General features: G+C 62.7%; 13 protein-coding genes. All 13 read left to right on the top strand.

The window, feature by feature from the left end; translation table 11 throughout:
- The coding region (locus DTW89_RS08735; protein ID WP_147277640.1) for a phosphatidate cytidylyltransferase at positions 1–309 on the top strand (309 nt) is incomplete at its 5' end.
- Positions 306–1,496, top strand: a complete 1,191-nt coding sequence (ispC, locus tag DTW89_RS08730; protein WP_114655658.1) for a 1-deoxy-D-xylulose-5-phosphate reductoisomerase — start codon at positions 306–308, stop codon at positions 1,494–1,496. The genes DTW89_RS08735 and ispC, both read left to right, overlap by 4 nt.
- Before the next feature lie 26 nt (positions 1,497–1,522).
- Positions 1,523–2,887 (top strand): RIP metalloprotease RseP, encoded by a 1,365-nt coding sequence (gene rseP / locus DTW89_RS08725; protein ID WP_114655657.1) that lies wholly within the window; start codon positions 1,523–1,525, stop codon positions 2,885–2,887.
- 45 nt (positions 2,888–2,932) lie between these two features.
- A complete protein-coding gene (gene bamA, locus DTW89_RS08720; protein ID WP_114655656.1) occupies positions 2,933–5,230 on the top strand; it encodes an outer membrane protein assembly factor BamA in 2,298 nt (765 codons plus the stop codon).
- Entirely contained in the window at positions 5,230–5,748 is a 519-nt protein-coding gene (locus DTW89_RS08715) for an OmpH family outer membrane protein (RefSeq protein ID WP_114655655.1), read from the top strand. The genes bamA and DTW89_RS08715 overlap by 1 nt, the downstream gene beginning before the upstream one ends.
- 24 nt (positions 5,749–5,772) lie before the next feature.
- Entirely contained in the window at positions 5,773–6,753 is a 981-nt protein-coding gene (lpxD, locus tag DTW89_RS08710) for a UDP-3-O-(3-hydroxymyristoyl)glucosamine N-acyltransferase (RefSeq protein WP_114655654.1), read from the top strand.
- A gap of 16 nt (positions 6,754–6,769) precedes the next feature.
- The gene (gene fabZ, locus DTW89_RS08705) at positions 6,770–7,210 is read left to right on the top strand and encodes a 3-hydroxyacyl-ACP dehydratase FabZ (protein ID WP_024814645.1); all 441 of its coding nucleotides are present in this window, start codon (positions 6,770–6,772) and stop codon (positions 7,208–7,210) included.
- A 17-nt stretch (positions 7,211–7,227) separates the two neighbouring features.
- Entirely contained in the window at positions 7,228–8,016 is a 789-nt protein-coding gene (gene lpxA, locus DTW89_RS08700) for an acyl-ACP--UDP-N-acetylglucosamine O-acyltransferase (protein ID WP_114655660.1), read from the top strand.
- Between the two features lie 10 nt (positions 8,017–8,026).
- A complete protein-coding gene (gene lpxB / locus DTW89_RS08695) occupies positions 8,027–9,184 on the top strand; it encodes a lipid-A-disaccharide synthase (protein WP_114655653.1) in 1,158 nt (385 codons plus the stop codon).
- Positions 9,156–9,773, top strand: coding sequence for a ribonuclease HII (gene rnhB, locus DTW89_RS08690; RefSeq protein WP_114655652.1), 618 nt, complete (start codon positions 9,156–9,158; stop codon positions 9,771–9,773). Before lpxB ends, rnhB begins: the two co-directional genes overlap by 29 nt.
- 46 nt (positions 9,774–9,819) lie before the next feature.
- Positions 9,820–10,593 carry a TrmH family RNA methyltransferase gene (locus tag DTW89_RS08685; protein WP_024814649.1) on the top strand — a complete coding sequence of 258 codons (774 nt, stop codon included), beginning with the start codon at positions 9,820–9,822 and terminating at the stop codon, positions 10,591–10,593.
- A 253-nt stretch (positions 10,594–10,846) separates the two neighbouring features.
- Complete coding sequence (carA, locus tag DTW89_RS08680; protein WP_024814650.1) at positions 10,847–12,022, top strand: glutamine-hydrolyzing carbamoyl-phosphate synthase small subunit; 1,176 nt, start codon at positions 10,847–10,849, stop codon at positions 12,020–12,022.
- The gene (gene carB, locus DTW89_RS08675; protein ID WP_114655651.1) at positions 12,022–15,288 is read left to right on the top strand and encodes a carbamoyl-phosphate synthase large subunit; all 3,267 of its coding nucleotides are present in this window, start codon (positions 12,022–12,024) and stop codon (positions 15,286–15,288) included. The genes carA and carB overlap by 1 nt, the downstream gene beginning before the upstream one ends.
- Positions 15,289–15,366: the final 78 nt, after the last annotated feature.

Raw genomic sequence — 15,366 nt, 5'->3', positions numbered from 1 at the left:
GGGCTGGCGGGCGTGGTTGTGCTGGCATTTGTCTGGACAGCCGCAGATGCCCACTGGCAAGCCGCTGTGCCCAGTTTCTACAGCCGTCTGGCACAGCAGGGTGGATGGCTGCTGGTGATCTCGGTTCTGTTCATGGTGGCCATGAGCGTGGCGGGTGACCTGGTGGAGTCGCTCATCAAACGCAGCGCAGGCGTGAAAGACAGCAGCGGCCTGCTGCCGGGTCATGGCGGAGTGCTGGACCGGGTGGATGCCTTGTTGCCAACGCTTCCACTGGCCCTGATGCTGACCCGCCTCACAACACCTCTATGAAACAACGACTCACTGTTCTGGGCTCTACTGGTTCGATTGGAACCAGCACACTCGACGTGGTGGCGCGCCACCCCGACCGTTTTGAGGTGTTTGCCCTGAGTGCCGCCACCCAGGTCGATCTCATGCTGGCGCAGTGCGCTCAATTCAGTCCGCGCTTTGCGGTGATGGCCAGCGCTCCCCATGCCCGCCTGCTGGCCGAAAAAATCAAGGCAAATGGGCTGAAAACCACCGTCCTCCAATCGCCAGATGCTCTTGAAATAATAGCATCCAACGACGATGTGGACACGGTCATGGCAGCCATTGTCGGGTCGGCAGGGCTGGCGCCGTGTCTCGCTGCGGCATGGGCAGGAAAGCGTCTTTTGCTGGCCAACAAGGAAGCGCTGGTGGTGGGAGGCGACGTGTTTCTGGACGCGGTGCGCGAAGGGGCGGCCACGTTGCTGCCGATCGACAGCGAGCATTCGGCCATCTTTCAGTCCCTGCCCGAAGATCCGGCCACCTGGACGCAGCGGGTAGAAAAAATCATTCTGACTGCATCGGGGGGGCCGTTTCGTACCCGCACGCCTGATTCGCTGCGTGATGTCACGCCAGAGCAGGCCTGTGCCCATCCCAACTGGAACATGGGGCGCAAGATTTCGGTGGATTCGGCGACCATGATGAACAAGGCGCTGGAGGTGATTGAGGCGCGCTATCTCTTTGGTCTGGCTCCGGTGCAGCTGGATGTGGTGATCCACCCCCAAAGCATCATCCACTCCATGGTGCAGTACCGCGACACCTCGGTGGTGGCGCAGCTGGGTACCCCCGACATGCGGGTGCCCATCGCCTATGGTCTGGCGTGGCCTGAGCGGGTTGAGTCAGGGGCCGCAGCGCTGAATTTTCACGCACTCTCGGCCATGACTTTCGAGGCCATTGATGGCCATGGGCATCGCGACAGGTTTCCTGGATTGCAGCTGGCGTGGGATGCCTTGGCGGCTCCGCAGGGCACCACAGCGGTCCTGAATGCGGCCAACGAGGTGGCGGTGGCGGCCTTTCTAGAGCGTCGTATCCGGTTTGATCAGATTCACCACCTCAATATTGCAACTTTAGAGGCGGTTTCTCCCTCGAACCCCGATTCGCTCAATGCCTTGTTGGCCCTGGATGCCCAGGCGCGCAGTGTTGCCGAGCAGGCCATCGGCCGACTGGCGGCCTGAGTGCGGTTGATTCACGGAGTTTTCGCATGCTGCTGACCCTCGTCGCTTTTGTTGTTGCCCTGGGCTTGCTGATCGCCGCCCATGAGTATGGGCATTACCGGGTGGCCGTGGCGTGCGGTGTCAAGGTATTGCGGTTCTCGGTGGGTTTTGGCAAGCCTCTGCTGCGCTGGCAACCCAAGGGCTCGCCCACCGAGTTTGTTTTGAGCGCGTTTCCGTTGGGCGGCTATGTGCGCATGCTCGATGAGCGTGAGGCGCCCGTGCCCGAGGCCGAGCGGCATCTTGCCTTCAACACGCAGCCCTTGCGCTCGCGCGCAGCCATCGTGGCGGCGGGCCCCATTGCCAACCTGCTCTTGGCAGTGCTGTTGTATTCGGTGGTGAACTGGAGCGGTGTCCAGGAGCCCAAAGCGCTGCTGGCCAGCCCGGTAGCGGGCTCGGTAGCGCAGGCTGCAGGTCTGCGTGGCGGGGAGCTGGTGCACGGTGCGGCCCTCGGTTCGGGCGAACTGGAGCCAGTGCGTTCTTTTGAAGACCTGCGCTGGTTGTTGACCCGCGGCGCCCTGGAAGGCGAACGGGTCCGGCTGGAGGTTGAACCGACGCCTGGAGCTCTGCACCGCGAGGTATTGCTTGACATGGAGCAGATCGATGCGCGCGAAGCAGATGCGCAACTCTTTCGCAAGGTGGGGCTTCTAGGCCCCTGGACACGGCCCGTGCTGGGTGAAATCATGGCCGATAGCGCTGCGCAGCGCGCGGGACTCCGCCAAGGCGACGTGGTACAGAAAATAGGCGCAGTGGAGGTGGTGGATGGCCAGCAGCTGCGTGAGCTGATTCGCCAGTCCGTGCGCGACGACTCGGCCGTAGTGCAGCCCTGGCGTATCGAGCGCGCCGGCCAGCAGATGACCGTGGACGTGATGCCCGACGTTCACAAGGAACAAACCGGCAGTGTGGGCCGCATCGGCGCCTATGTCGGCGCGCCGCCCGAGTTTGTCACGGTGCAGTACGGCCCGCTGGAAGGGGCGTGGAACGGCATAGCGCGTACCTGGGATGTGTCTGTCCTGACTCTGCGGATGATGGGCCGCATGGTCGTGGGTCAGGCGTCGCTGAAGAACCTGAGCGGGCCCCTCACCATTGCCGACTACGCGGGCCGCTCGGCCAGCATGGGCTTTACTCAGTATCTGGTTTTCCTGGCGCTCATCAGCGTCAGCCTTGGGGTGCTGAACCTGCTGCCCTTGCCTGTCCTCGATGGTGGGCACCTGATGTATTATCTTTGGGAGGGCGTGACGGGCCGGAAGGTGTCGGATGCGTGGATGGAGCACCTGCAGCGCGGTGGCGTGGCGGTTCTTCTTCTCATGATGTCCATTGCCCTGTTCAACGATATCACCCGGCTCTTTGGCTAAACTTTTTGCTGCATTTCCCTGCGACTTGCGGCTCCCGCTTCACTCATGAAAAAACACATCAATCGCCTGGGCGTGCGCACTGCATCGGCCGTTGCCGCCATGGTTTTGGTCGCCAATGCGGCGTGGGCCCTGGAGCCCTTCAAGGTGCAGGACATTCGGGTGGAGGGGCTGCAGCGTGTGGAGCCCGGCACCATCTTCGCATCCATGCCACTGCGCGTGGGCGATGACTACAACGACGAAAAGGGCGCCGCCGCCATTCGGGCCCTGTTTGGTCTGGGGCTTTTCAAGGACGTCCGGCTGGAGGCCACTGGTAACGTGCTGGTCGTCGTGGTCGAAGAGCGTCCCACCATTGCCGATGTCGAATTTGCGGGCACCAAGGAGTTCGACAAGGAGGCCCTCAAGAAGAGCATGCGCGACGTGGGGCTGACAGAAGGCCGGCCTTATGACAAGGCACTGGCCGACCGGGCCGAGCAGGAACTCAAGCGCCAGTACATCAACAAGAGCCTGTACGGGGCCGAGGTGGTTACCACCGTGACGCCCATTGAGCGCAACCGTGTCAACCTCACCTTCACGGTGGTGGAGGGTGAGCCGGCGCGCATCAAGGAAGTGCGCATTGTGGGCAACAAGGCTTTCGGCGAGTCCACGCTCAAGGGGTTGTTCGACCAGGACACCGGCGGCTGGCTGAGTTGGTACACCAAGTCGGATCGCTATGCCCGCGCAAAGCTCAATGCCGATCTGGAGACGCTGCGTTCCTACTATCTCCAGCGCGGATACCTTGAGTTTCGCGTGGACTCCACCCAGGTGGCCATCTCGCCCGACAAGCAGGACATTTCCATTGTGGTCAATGTCTCCGAAGGCGAGCGGTTTGTGGTGTCGGGAGTCAAGCTCGAAGGCAACTACCTCGATCGTGAAGACGAGTTCAAATCGCTGGTCGCCATCCGTCCCGGCGAGCCCTACAACGCTGATCAGGTCACCGAAACTACCAAGGCCTTCTCCGAATACTTTGGTCGATTCGGTTTTGCGTTTGCGCGTGTCGAGGCGGTGCCGGACATTGACCGCGAAAACAACCGCGTGTCGCTGGTGCTTCAGGCCGAACCGGCCCGCCGGGCTTACGTGCGGCGCATCAATGTGAGCGGCAACAACCGCACCCGTGATGAAGTCGTGCGCCGCGAATTCCGGCAGTATGAGTCTTCGTGGTACGACGGCGAGAAGATCCGCCTGTCGCGGGACCGTGTGGACCGTCTCGGGTACTTTACCGAGGTGGGAATCGAAACCCAGGAAGTGCCCGGATCGCCGGACCAGGTTGACCTTGTGATCAGCGTCGCCGAAAAACCCACCGGGTCTTTGCAGCTCGGTGCGGGTTTCTCCAGCGCTGAAAAGGTGTCCTTGTCATTTGCCGTCAAGCAGGAAAACGTATTCGGTTCAGGCAACTACCTGGGGGTGGATGTCAACACCAGCAAGTACCGCCGTACTTTGGTGTTCAGCACCACCAACCCGTACTTCACACAGGATGGCATCTCTCGAACGCTGGACCTTTACTACCGCACCGACAAGCCCTATGAAGATCAGGGTGGCAATTACCAGCTGGTCACTACGGGTGCATCCATGCGTTTCGGGGTGCCCTTCAGTGAGACCGATACCGTATTCTTCGGCGGCGGCATAGAGCAGACCAAGATCAAGCCCGGCACCAACATCCCGGCCGCGTACCTTGCCTACGCAGACACCTACGGCTTCAGTAGCAGCTCCATTCCCCTGACCATCGGTTGGTCGCGCGATGACCGTGACAGCGCGCTGGCTCCAAATTCGGGTCGTTACCAGCGGCTCAATTCCGAATGGTCTGTGGCGGGTGACGCGCGCTACCTGCGGGCGAACTACCAGTACCAGCAATACATCCCGTTGAACAAGCGGTTCACGGTGGCCTTCAATGGCGAGCTGGGTTATGGCAAGGGCATGAATGGTCGTCCGTTTCCGGTGTTCAAGAACTTCTACTCCGGTGGCCTGGGTTCAGTGCGTGGTTTTGACCAAGGCACCCTGGGACCGCGCGATGTGACGGGCGCCTCTTTGGGCGGGCCGAAGAAAGTCACGCTCAATGCCGAGCTGATGGTGCCGTTTCCAGGCGCTGGCAATGACCGCACGCTGCGCCTGTTCACCTTTGTGGATGTGGGCAATGTGTATGGTGAAAATGACAAGGTCAGTTTCAGCGACATGCGCGCGTCAGCGGGTGTGGGCTTGAGCTGGATTTCTCCCTTGGGTCCGCTGCGTCTTGCCTATGCACAACCGGTGCGCAAGTTCGCCGGCGATAGAATTCAGAAACTTCAATTCCAGATTGGTACGTCCTTCTAATGAAATCACTTTCCCGTCATTTCACACTGGCCCTGCTGCTGAGCGCGCTGGCCGTGGCTTCCCCTGCGCTGCAGGCACAAGAGTTCAAGGCCGGTTTCGTCAACACCGACCGCATCTTCCGCGAGGCCACTACCGCCAAGGCGGCCCAGTCCAAGCTGGAGCAGGAGTTTTCCCGTCGCGAGAAGGAACTGATCGAGTCGGGTAATGCCCTGAAGTCCGCCACCGAAAAATTCGAGCGCGAGGCTCCCACCATGGCCGAAAGCCAGCGCACCACGCGCCAGCGTCAGCTGGTGGACCAGGATCGCGAGTTCCAGCGCAAGCGCCGTGAGTTCCAGGAAGACCTGAACGTGCGCAAGAACGAAGAACTTGCCCAGGTTCTCGAGCGTGCCAACAAGGTGGTCAAGCAGGTTGCCGAAGCTGAGAAGTACGACGTCATCCTGCAGGAAGCCGTCTATATCAACCCCAAGCACGACATCACTGACCGGGTGATCAAGGCGCTGAATGCTGCAGGCAAGTGAGCTGCGGCGCAGGGTGGGTGGCGCGTGAGCTTGCTCCTTGGGAACATTGTTGACGCGCTGGGCGGATCGCTGGAAGGAGGGCTGCGGGACACCGCGGTGCTCCGGATCGCGCCGCTCGAAACCGCCGGCCCAGGGGACATCAGTTTTCTGAGCCACCCGCGCTACCAGCAGCAACTGGCCGCCTCTCGGGCGGCCTGTGTCATTGTGGCGCCCGCCATGCGCGAGCCTGCGCTGGCGCGGGGGGCATGCATTGTGGCGGACAACCCCTACGTCTATTTCGCACGGGTCACGCAGCTTTGGCGGCAGCACCATGGTGCTGCCGTGCAATCCGGCGTGCATCCCAGCGCCGTGGTGGATGTCGGCGCGGTCGTGCATCCCAGTGCGTCGGTGGGCCCGCTGTGCGTTGTGGAGCGCGGCGCGCACATTGGTGCAGGCACGGTGCTGAAGTCGCGTGTGACGGTGGGCGAAAACTGCCACATTGGCGCGCGCTGCATTGTGCACGCGGGTGTGGTGATAGGCGCCGATGGCTTTGGCTTTGCGCCACAGGGCGGTGAATGGATCAAGATTGAACAGCTGGGTGCGGTGCGCATTGGCGACGACGTGGAAATTGGCGCCAACACCTGCATTGATCGTGGTGCGCTGCAAGACACCGTCATTGAAGACGGCGTCAAACTCGACAACCTGATCCAGATCGGCCACAACGTTCACATTGGCAAGCATTCGGCCATGGCCGGGTGCGTGGGGGTGGCCGGCAGTGCCACCATTGGCGCGCACTGCACTGTCGGTGGCGGTGCCATCGTCCTGGGCCATCTCGAACTGGCCGACAACGTGCACATCTCTGCAGCCACGGTTGTCACACGCTCGCTCACCAAGCCGGGTCAATACACCGGTATGTTTCCCATCGACGACAATGCGCGCTGGGAAAAAAACGCTGCCACACTCAAACAACTGTACGGCTTGCGAGAGCGCGTCAAGGCGCTGGAGCAGGCTCTCAAGGCAGCATGAACGGAAGAACAACTCGATGATGGATATTCACGCAATTCTCAAGCAACTGCCTCACCGCTACCCGTTTCTTCTGGTGGACAAGGTGATCGAGCTTGAGAGCAACACCCGCATCAAGGCGATCAAGAACGTAACGTTCAACGAGCCTTATTTCATGGGGCACTTTCCCGGACACCCTGTGATGCCGGGGGTGCTGATTCTGGAAGCGCTGGCGCAGGCGGCGGGTCTGCTGGCGTTTGACGCCATGGGCAAGGTGCCCGATGAAAACAACATCTACTATTTTGTCGGCATCGACGGTGCGCGTTTCAAGCGCCCGGTGGAGCCCGGTGACCAGTTGATCCTGGAAATCACGATCGACCGCGTGCGTGGTGGCATCTGGAAGTTCAAGGGCGTGGCGCGTGTGGGCGAGGAAGTGGCCTGCGAGGCCGAACTCATGTGCACGATGCGCAGCGTTGGCTGAGTGCGCCTTTGCAAGCCGTGAGCAACATCCATCCCACAGCCATCGTCGATCCGCGCGCTGAAATCGACGCGACGGCCAGCATCGGGCCATACAGCGTGATCGGTGCCCATGTGGTCATCGGGGCGGGCACCACCGTGGGCCCGCACTGCGTGATCGACGGGCGCACCACGCTGGGCCGCGACAACCATATCTTCCAGTTCAACTCCATTGGCGCGATTCCCCAGGACAAAAAGTATGCGGGCGAACCCACCGAGCTGGTGATAGGCGACCGCAACACCATCCGCGAGTTCTGCACCCTGAATCTCGGGGTGCCTCAGGCCGGCGGCATCACTACCGTGGGTGATGACAACTGGATCATGGCCTACACTCACATCGCCCACGATTGCCATGTGGGCAACCACACCACGCTGGCCAATAACACCACGCTGGCCGGTCATGTGCACCTGGGTGACTGGGTGACGGTGGGCGGGCTCACCGGCATTCACCAATTTGTAAAGGTGGGGGCGCACGCCATGGTGGGATTTGCCAGTGCGGTGGCGCAAGATGTGCCGCCGTTCATGCTGGTGGACGGCAACCCGCTGGCCGTGCGCGGCTACAACGTGGTGGGGCTGCGTCGCCGGGGCTTTTCGCCAGAGCGGCTGGCCGCCGTCAAACAGATGCACAAGCTGCTTTATCGCCAGGGCCTCACGCTGGAGGCCGCGCGTGTATCCATCGCTGACCTGGTGCAGTTGGTGCCGGAGGCTGCTGGCGACGTGGCGATGATGGAGCAGTTCCTGGCCGACGCCACGCGCGGCATCGCGCGCTGAAGGGCCGCTGATGAATGCATCCCCCCGCGTTGCCATGGTGGCGGGCGAAACATCGGGTGATCTGCTGGCAGGGCTGCTGCTGGATGGCCTGCAGGCACAGTGGCCCGGGTTGCAGGGGCAGGGCATTGGCGGGCCGCAGATGGCGCGCCGGGGCTTCACGGCCTGGTGGCCCAGCGAGCGGCTGGCGGTGCATGGCTACAGCATGGAGGTGCTGCGCCGTTTGCGCGACATCCTGAGCATTCGCAAGCAGTTGCGCGCGCGCTTGCTGCAAGACCGGCCCGATGTGTTCATTGGCGTGGATGCGCCCGATTTCAACCTGGGCCTGGAGGCCGACCTGCGCGCTGCCGGCATCAAGACCGTGCATTTTGTCTGCCCTTCGATCTGGGCTTGGCGGGCTGATCGGGTCGAAAAAATCCGCCGCAGTGCAGACCATGTGCTGTGCATCTTTCCCTTCGAGCCGCAATTGCTGGCCCAGCATGGCATTGCCGCGACCTATGTGGGGCATCCGCTGGCAAGTGTGATCCCCATGGTGCCAGACCGCCATGCCGCCAGGGCGCAACTGGGGCTGCACGATGGCGATGAGGTGCTGGCCATTTTGCCGGGCAGCCGGTCGGCCGAGGTCGAATACATCGCCTTGCCCTTCTTTCGGGCTGCAGCGCTTATCCTTAAAGCGCGTTCAGCTATCAAATTAATAGTGCCTGCCGTGCCCACCCTGCGTGAGCGCATTGAGCAGCTGGCCCATGCCAGCGGACTGGGCGATGCGCTGCAGATCGTCACCGGCCAATCACACACCGTGCTAGCTGCCTGTGATGTGACGCTGATCGCTAGCGGCACTGCCACGCTTGAAGCTGCGCTGTTCAAGCGCCCCATGGTGATTGGCTATCACATGCACCCCTTGAGCTGGTGGCTCATGCGGCGCAAGCAACTGCAGCCCTGGGTGGGGCTGCCCAATATTCTTTGCCGCGATTTTGTCGTGCCCGAGCTGATTCAGGATGCGGCCACGCCGCAGGCGCTCTGCGCGGCCACGCTGCAGTGGTTCGACGCCCGCGCGCACCAGAGTGAAAAAATCACCGCGCTCGAGCAGCGTTTTACTGCCCTGCACGAAAGCCTGCAGCGCGACACGTCCCAACTGGCTGCCGATGCGATCCGCAAAATCCTTGGCGCCTGAACAGGCCAGCCTGCCCTGGCATCCCCCCGGTCTGGTCGCCGGTGTGGACGAGGCTGGCCGTGGCCCGCTGGCCGGGCCCGTGGTGGCGGCTGCGGTCATCCTGGATGACCTCCATCCCATTGCCGGCCTGGCCGACTCCAAAAAGCTCACCGCCGCGCGGCGCGAGGCCCTGTTTGACGAGATCCGCGCACGGGCGCTGTGTTGCAGCATCGCTGAAGCCAGCGTCGAGGAGATCGACCGCCTGAACATCCTGCAGGCCACGCTGCTGGCCATGCGCCGCGCCGTGATGGGCCTGCGGCTCAAGCCAAAGATGGTTCTGGTGGACGGCAACCGGTTGCCCATGCTGGACATGCCCGCCGAGGCCATTGTCAAAGGCGATGCGTTGGTTCCCGCCATCTCGGCCGCATCCATTCTGGCGAAGGTGCACCGTGACCGCTGGTGCGTGCAGGTCGATGAGCAGTACCCTCAATACGGCTTTGCCGGGCACAAGGGCTATGGCACCGCCGTGCACATGGCTGCGCTGCGCGAGCACGGCGCTTGCATTCACCATCGGCGCAGCTTTGCACCCGTGGCCAAGGTGCTGGTCTGAGTTCCTTGTTGCCGCTTGCCTTTTCATTGCCCGCCCCGGACACCGCATGACCTCCGCTCCCCTGACCGTCATTCACTCGCGTGACAACGCTTTTGTCAAAGACTTGCGTCGGCTGTCGCAGGACAGCACGGCCTACCGCAAGCAGGGCCGGGTCTGGCTGGAGGGCGACCACCTGTGCAGCGCCGCCCTGCAGCGCGGCGTGCAGCCCGCCATTGCAGTGTTTTCAGAGTCTTTTTGGCCTATAGCCCCCGCTGTATATGCGAAAGCAGCTATTAAAGTAATAGTAGTTGCCGATGCCTTGTTTGCCGACATCAGTGGTCTGGAGTCGCCGGCGGCCATGGGTTTTCTGGTGGACACCGCCGCGCCAAGGGCGCTGCAGTCGGGTGTGGCCACGGTGGTGCTGGACCGCGTGCAGGATGCGGGCAACGTGGGTTCCATCCTGCGCAGCGCATCGGCGTTTGGCTTTCGGCAGGTGGCGGCGCTCAAGGGCAGTGCGGCGCTGTGGGCCCCCAAGGTGCTGCGCGCGGGCATGGGCGCGCATTTTGCGCTGGATCTGGTGGAGGGGCTCGCGTTGGATGATTTGCACGCTCTGGATGTGCCGCTGCTGGTTACCAGCTCGCACGCCGGGGATTTTTTGCACCGCGCCGCATTGCCCTGGCCTTGCGCCTGGGTCTTGGGCCATGAAGGGCAGGGCGTTTCCCCCGCGCTGGAGGCGCAGGCCGCCCTGCGCATACGCATTGCGCAGCCGGGCGGCGAGGAGTCACTGAATGTGGCCGCCGCCGCAGCCATTTGCCTGCATGCCAGCGGCGCCGTGCGCTGAAATTTGAACTTTGCCGGCGGGTCAGGCTGGAAAAGGAAGCACGTTGGGCGCAGTGCAGCAGCCCGCGCGCAGATGCTGCACAGCGGCATGAGGGCATTCGGAACGGAGTGTCGCCGGGTATAATCAGGGGCTTTTCTCGCAACAGCGTCGCCCGATCGCACCCAAAGCAACAACCCATCTGAGAGCAGCCGCCGGCATTCGTTGCGCGAGCGGCCTGCAGGCACCGGGCGACCGTAACCATCCGGAGAATCCAGTGCTTTTGTCTCTACAGGGAAAATTCCCCTCCGCCATCCTGGCGCTCGCAGACGGCACGGTCTTTATCGGCAATTCGATTGGTGCCACCGGCACCACCGTCGGCGAAGTGGTGTTCAACACCTCCATCACCGGCTACCAGGAAATCCTCACCGACCCCAGCTATTGCCAGCAGATCGTGACACTCACGTATCCGCACATCGGCAACTACGGCGTCAACACCGAGGATATCGAAGCTGACAAGGTCCATGCCGCAGGCCTGATCATCAAGGACCTGCCCCTGCTGGCCAGCAATTTCCGACAGACCGAAACCCTCTCGCAGTACCTGGTGCGCGAGCAGACAGTGGCCATTGCCAACATCGATACCCGCAAACTCACCCGCCTGCTGCGCAGCCAAGGCGCGCAAAACGGCGCCATCGTCGGCCTGGCGGCCGGTGAAACCGTGACGCAGGCGCACATCGACGCCGCGCTGGCCGCTGCCAAGGCGGCGCCCAGCATGAAGGGCCTGGATCTGGCCCAGGTGGTCACCACCGCCGCTGCATATCCCTGGGAACAGACCGAGTGGAAGCTGGGCACGGGCTACGGCAAGCAGGAGTCGCCCCGCTTTCATGTGGTGGCCTACGACTTTGGCGTGAAGCTGAACATCCTGCGCATGCTGGCAGAGCGCGGTTGCAAACTGACGGTGGTGCCTGCCCAAACGCCAGCCGCCGAAGTGCTGGCAATGAACCCCGACGGCGTGTTTCTGTCCAACGGCCCTGGCGACCCGGCGCCTTGCGACTACGCTATCACCGCGGTGCAACAGATCATCGAGAGTGGCGTTCCTACCTTTGGTATCTGCCTGGGTCACCAGATCATGGCCCTGGCCTCGGGCGCCCGGACGTTCAAGATGCAGCACAGCCACCACGGCGCCAACCACCCGGTGAAAGACCTGGACACGGGCCGCGTCAGCATCACCAGCCAGAACCACGGCTTTGCGGTGGAGATGGAGTCGCTGCCCGCCAACCTGCGTGCCACGCACATCAGCCTGTTCGACGGCACGCTGCAAGGCCTGGTGCGCACCGACAAGCCGGCGTTCTGCTTTCAGGGTCACCCCGAGGCTTCGCCCGGCCCGCATGATATTGCCTACCTGTTTGACCGCTTCACGGCATTGATGGCCACGGCCCAGGAGAAAAAATAATGCCAAAGCGCACCGACATCCAAAGCGTCCTCATCATCGGCGCCGGCCCCATCATCATCGGCCAGGCCTGCGAGTTCGACTACTCCGGCGTGCAGGCCTGCAAGGCGCTGCGCGAAGAGGGTTACAAGGTCATCCTGATCAACAGCAACCCCGCCACGATCATGACCGACCCGGCCACGGCCGACGTCACCTACATCGAGCCCATTACCTGGCAGACGGTCGAGAAGATCATCGCCAAGGAGCGCCCCGACGCGATTCTGCCCACCATGGGTGGCCAGACCGCGCTCAACTGCGCGCTCGACCTGTGGCACAACGGTGTGCTCGACAAATACAAGGTCGAGCTCATCGGTGCGACGCCTGAAGCCATCGACAAGGCCGAAGACCGCTTGAAGTTCAAGGACGCCATGACCAAGATCGGTCTGGGCTCCGCGCGCTCCGGCATCGCCCACAGCATGGACGAGGCCTGGGCCGTGCAAAAGAGCGTGGGCTTCCCCACCGTCATTCGCCCCAGCTTCACGCTGGGCGGCACGGGCGGCGGTATCGCCTACAACCCTGAAGAGTTCGAGACCATCTGCAAGCGCGGTCTGGAAGCCTCGCCCACCAACGAGCTGCTGATCGAAGAGTCGCTGCTCGGCTGGAAAGAGTATGAGATGGAAGTGGTCCGCGACAAGGCGGACAACTGCATCATCATCTGCTCCATCGAGAACCTGGACCCGATGGGTGTGCACACGGGCGACTCGATCACCGTGGCCCCTGCGCAGACGCTGACCGACAAGGAATACCAGATCATGCGCAACGCCTCTTTGGCGGTGCTGCGCGAGATCGGTGTGGACACGGGCGGCTCCAACGTGCAGTTCTCGATCAACCCCAAAGACGGCCGCATGGTCGTGATCGAGATGAACCCGCGCGTGTCGCGTTCGTCCGCGCTGGCCTCCAAGGCCACGGGTTTCCCGATTGCCAAGGTGGCGGCCAAGCTGGCCGTGGGCTACACGCTCGATGAGCTCAAGAACGAAATCACGGGTGGCGCCACGCCCGCGTCGTTCGAGCCTTCGATCGACTATGTGGTCACCAAGATCCCGCGTTTCGCGTTCGAAAAATTCCCCACGGCCGACAGCCGCCTGACCACGCAGATGAAATCGGTGGGCGAAGTCATGGCCATGGGCCGCACCTTCCAGGAATCGTTCCAGAAAGCCCTGCGCGGCCTGGAAGTGGGCGTGGACGGCATGAACGAAAAGACCCAGGACCGCGAAGTCCTGGAAAAGGAGCTGGGCGAGCCCGGCCCCGAGCGCATCTGGTATGTGGGCGACGCATTTGCCATGGGCCTGTCGGTGGACGAGGTGTTCGACCTCACCAAGATCGACAAGTGGTTCCTCGTGCAGATCGAGCAGATCGTAAAGATCGAACTGGAGCTGGACCAGCTGGCAGTGGAAAAGGGCGATGCAGCCCTGGCTGCACTCGATGCCGCCACGCTGCACACGCTCAAGCAGAAGGGCTTTTCCGACCGCCGTCTGGCCAAGCTGCTCAAGACCACGGAAAAGGCCGTGCGCGAAGCGCGCCGCGCGCTCAAGGTGCGCCCTGTCTACAAGCGCGTGGACACCTGCGCCGCCGAGTTCGCCACCAACACGGCCTACCTGTATTCGACCTACGAGGTCGCGCCCTACGGCGGCGTCGCAGAGTGCGAGGCCGAGCCAACCAACGCCAAGAAGATCATGGTGCTGGGCGGTGGCCCCAACCGCATTGGGCAGGGCATCGAGTTCGACTATTGCTGCGTGCACGCGGCCCTTGCCATGCGCGAGGATGGTTATGAAACCATCATGGTCAACTGCAACCCTGAAACGGTTTCGACCGACTACGACACCTCGGACCGCCTGTATTTCGAGCCCGTCACGCTGGAAGACGTGCTGGAAATCGTCGACAAGGAAAAGCCGGTGGGCGTGATCGTGCAGTACGGCGGTCAGACGCCGCTGAAGCTGGCACTCGATCTGGAAGCCGCAGGCGTGCCCATCATCGGCACCAGCCCCGACATGATCGATGCCGCCGAAGATCGCGAGCGCTTCCAGGCGCTGCTGCACGAGCTGCAACTGCGCCAGCCGCCCAATGCCACGGCGCGCACCGAGCCCGAGGCCCTGGAAAAGGCCGCCGCACTGGGTTACCCGCTGGTGGTGCGCCCCAGCTACGTGCTGGGCGGCCGCGCGATGGAAATCGTGCACGAGCAACGCGACCTCGAGCGCTACATGCGCGAGGCCGTGAAGGTGAGCCATGACTCGCCCGTGTTGCTTGACCGCTTCCTCTCCAACGCCATCGAGTGCGACGTGGACTGCGTGCGTGATTCGACCGGCGTGACCTTCATTGGCGGCGTGATGGAGCACATCGAACAGGCCGGCGTGCACAGCGGCGACTCGGCTTGCTCGCTGCCGCCGTATTACCTGTCCAAGGCCACGGTGGATGAAATCAAGCGCCAGACGGCCGCGATGGCCGAGGGCCTGAATGTGGTGGGACTGATGAATGTGCAGTTCGCCATTCAGGAAGCCGACGGCAAGGACATCATCTACGTGCTCGAAGTGAATCCGCGCGCCTCGCGCACGGTGCCCTTCGTGAGCAAGGCCACGGGCATCCAGCTGGCCAAGGTGGCGGCACGCTGCATGGCAGGCCAGACACTGGCCTCGCAAGGCATCACCAAGGAGGTGACGCCGCCATATTTCAGCGTGAAGGAGGCCGTGTTCCCGTTCGTCAAATTCCCCGGTGTGGACACCATCCTCGGCCCCGAGATGAAGTCCACCGGCGAAGTCATGGGTGTGGGCAAGACCTTCGGCGAAGCCTTCGTCAAGAGCCAGCTCGGCGCCGGCACCAAGCTGCCCACCTCGGGCAAGGTTTTCCTCACCGTGAAGAACAGCGACAAAGCACGCGCCGTGGACATCGCACGCCAGCTCGTGGCCCTGGGCTTCGAGCTGGTGGCCACCAAGGGCACGGCGGCGGCCATTGAGGCGGCTGGTGTGCCGGTGCAGGTGGTCAACAAGGTGACCGAAGGTCGCCCGCACATCGTGGACATGATCAAGAACGACGAGATTGTCATGGTTATCAACACGGTGGAAGAGCGGCGCAACGCCATTGCCGATTCGCGTGCCATTCGCACGTCGTCGCTGCTGGCGCGCGTGACCACGTTCACGACCATCTTTGGTGCCGAAGCCGCCGTCGAGGGCATGAAGTTCCTCGACAAGCTCGATGTGTATTCGGTGCAGGAGCTGCACGCCCAGCTGGTGGCCTGAGCCCCGGCAAACGCGGCATAATCTGCCGCTGACCAGACACCGCCGCGCGGCAACGTGCGGCGGTTTCCTTTTGTAGGG

It is taken from the genome of Acidovorax sp. BoFeN1, from assembly GCF_003345135.1.
Lineage (GTDB): Bacteria > Pseudomonadota > Gammaproteobacteria > Burkholderiales > Burkholderiaceae_C > Acidovorax > Acidovorax defluvii.
The sequence above is the reverse complement of the archived record's forward strand: the minus strand, read 5'-3'. Positions and strand labels throughout refer to the sequence as shown.